General features: G+C 60.7%; 3 protein-coding genes. All 3 read left to right on the top strand.

Annotated features, from left to right (window positions below; genetic code table 11):
- Window positions 1-320: Stf0 family sulfotransferase (locus EOA33_RS31000; protein ID WP_145989376.1), on the top strand; the 320-nt coding region annotated here is incomplete at its 5' end.
- 123 nt (window positions 321-443) lie between these two features.
- Window positions 444-1,436 (top strand): glycosyltransferase family 2 protein, encoded by a 993-nt coding sequence (locus EOA33_RS30995; RefSeq protein WP_126058073.1) that lies wholly within the window; start codon window positions 444-446, stop codon window positions 1,434-1,436.
- 177 nt (window positions 1,437-1,613) lie between these two features.
- Complete coding sequence (locus tag EOA33_RS30990) at window positions 1,614-2,549, top strand: glycosyltransferase family 2 protein (RefSeq protein ID WP_126058072.1); 936 nt, start codon at window positions 1,614-1,616, stop codon at window positions 2,547-2,549.
- Window positions 2,550-2,773: the final 224 nt, after the last annotated feature.

Genomic DNA, 2,773 nt, shown 5'->3' with positions numbered 1-2,773 from the left:
ATGACGGTTGCGCGATCGTCGATTCGCTTGAAAGAATTCTGATGGAAAATCTGGCTTGGGATGGCTGGTTCGCAAAAAACGGACTGCCCTACCTTTCTCTGACTTACGAGCAAATTCAGCAAGATCCGCGAGCAAGCCTCAAGCAAATTGCACGCTTGGCGGATACCGAACTTACCTGGGGAACCAACATCGAGTCAGGTCTCGAAATCCAGCGCGACACAATCAATGACGAATGGAGGGAGCGCTTTCTGTCCGAGTACGCCGATCCTTCGAGCTTCTGGCATCGCCCGCGCCACTTCCGTGGTTTCCTGAAGAACTAGAAACAACGAAAACCCACTTGATCGAGGCGGCGAACTCGCAGATGTGGGTAGCGTCTCGGTCGTTTGACAGCAGGCCACCAGGGTTATAGCGACATACACTCCGATGAACCGGTAGCGCCCCCGATGGCTGACGAATACCCCGACTATTCAATCGTCGTGGAAATGGAGAACGCCAAGTCGATCGACTGGGCCGAGATCGGCGTTGGGCTGAACGCCCTGGCGCGCGAAATCGCCGCGGTTTCCGCGATCGGCTTTGCGAGACCGAAACTGATCATCTCGCATGGCGGGCAAGCCGAGGACGCGGACACGCTTCGGCGCAACTTCCGTGCCGAAGCGCCGCGATTGGAAGAAGTGGCGGAGATAGGCTTCGTGGCTTGCCCTGGCGGCCGCTACTACGACCTCAAGAACAATGGCATCAAGGCAACCGAGGGCGAACTGGTCGTCTTCCTGGACTCAGACACCGTACCGGAACGCGACTGGCTTGCAACCCTGCTCGGCCCGTTTCAGGACCCTGGCATCGTCTGTGTCAACGGCTACACGTATCTTTTGTGCGATGACTTCTTTTCGAGAACCTTTGCCCTGATGTGGTTCTTCCCGATGGCCCAGGGCGACAAGAGGTTCGCCTCGAAACGGGCCCTCAACGCCAACAATACTGCCTTCCGGCGCGACTGGATTTCCAGCCACCCGTTTCCTGAAAACAATGGCTTCAAGGTCTCCTGCACCTTGCTGATGCACCAACTGCGCCGCGAAGGCCACGATCTGCGCAACGTCAACGCTCGCGTCTACCACTATTCCCCGCGGGGCTGGCGGTTCTTTTTCTGGCGCGCATTGGTGACCGGCAGGGATGCCGACAGGAAATTCGTCGCGCTCCGGTCGCCCAGCCGGGGCCAGCGGATCGTCAAGTCGTTCAGCCGCTGGTTCACCATGTCGTGGCGCACGGCGCGGCGCATCGTGGGCCATGCGCACCCCGCAGGCATGCCGCTTTGGCAAATCCCGTTCGCCGTCATCGTCGGCCTGGCGTTCTATACCTTGGTCTTCTGGGGACAGCTCAGCTTTGCCGCGGGCATCGTCGGCGACAGGGTCGAGCTCGTGCCGGACTATATCGGCCACAGCTAAAGTGTTGCAGTTGAGGCGCGGTGTCGCGGAATTTGCCGGTTGCAGGCCCTGAGCGCCGGGCGGTCGAGATGACACGGAGGCCTCTTTTTTGTAGCGTTCCACCGAACGCAATCCTGGGCGGGCATGGAAGGCGGCCTCAGATCCATCCGAATATCCCAGAATCCGGGGCCTAGTTGCATGCCGAAAGCTCCCGAGCCGGCGCCCCTCATCACAGTGATCACGCCAACCCACAACCGGCGCAGCCAGGTCGTGCGCGCCGTGGAAAGCGTGCTGGCCCAGAGCCTTGTCCGTTTCGAGCACATTGTCGTCGATGACGGCTCCACCGACGGCACGGCGGCGGCGCTTGCCGAAATCCGCGATCCCCGGCTGATCTATGTCGGCGCGAAATGGCGTGGCGCCAACGCCGCCCGCAATGCCGGTATCGAACGCGCGCGGGCGCCCATTGTCACATTTCTCGATTCGGACGACGTCTATCTGCCGGACCGGCTGGAACGCACGCTGGCGCGCTTCGATGAGAATCCGTCGCTGGAAGTCCTCATCAGCTCTTTCGTGTCCGTGAAGGGCAACCGGGCCACCAGATGCGTCAACCGCGAGGCTTTCCTGACCCGCAACACGTTGGAACGGGCCCTGGTCTCCCAGACCATATTCATCGCCGGTTCCGCGATAACCGCCCGGCATGAATCGCTGCTGGCGATCGGCGGCTACGACAGCGACATCGCGCGCATGCAGGATCGCGAATTGCTGCTGCGCTTCGCCCGCCGCGGCGGCGCGCTGCTCACCGAGGAAATCGACTGGAAGAAATACAATTCGGAGAATTCGATTTCCGGCCGCCGTGACGGCTATGTCGAGGCCTATGCGAACCTCATCGACAAGCACCCTTACATCGCTGACCGCTATCCCGAGATCCCGCCCTATATGATCGCGCGCCAGATCATCGCCGATACGATGAAGGGCAGGATTTCGCAGGCATTCGCCGGTTATCTGGCCAACCGCTCGTCCAAGTCGCTCGGCTACTCGCTGCCGCAGCTGTTGCGCGGCTATGTCGACGGTCGCCGCCGCCGGCGTGACCTCTATGACGAGTTCCGCGAGAAATACGGCGCGCGGCCCGCCTGATCTTGTCGTGCCCCGAACCTGTCGGCTTAGAGCAATTCCAGGAAAAGTGTGTAACGGTTTTCCGTCCTGAATCGCGTAGAAACAAAAAGTTAGAGCGGTTCCGCGATTCCTTGAAACGCTGAACCGCTCTAGCGATCGAGTTCCGGGAAATAGGGATCGGAATAGAAACGGCGGTCGCGCTCGCCCCGCAGGCAGTCGATGGGTGGCTCGGCATCGATCCGGAC

Origin of the sequence: Mesorhizobium sp. M4A.F.Ca.ET.050.02.1.1 (assembly GCF_003997725.1) — a bacterium.
Classification (GTDB): domain Bacteria; phylum Pseudomonadota; class Alphaproteobacteria; order Rhizobiales; family Rhizobiaceae; genus Mesorhizobium.
This window is presented reverse-complemented; position numbering and strand designations above follow the sequence as displayed.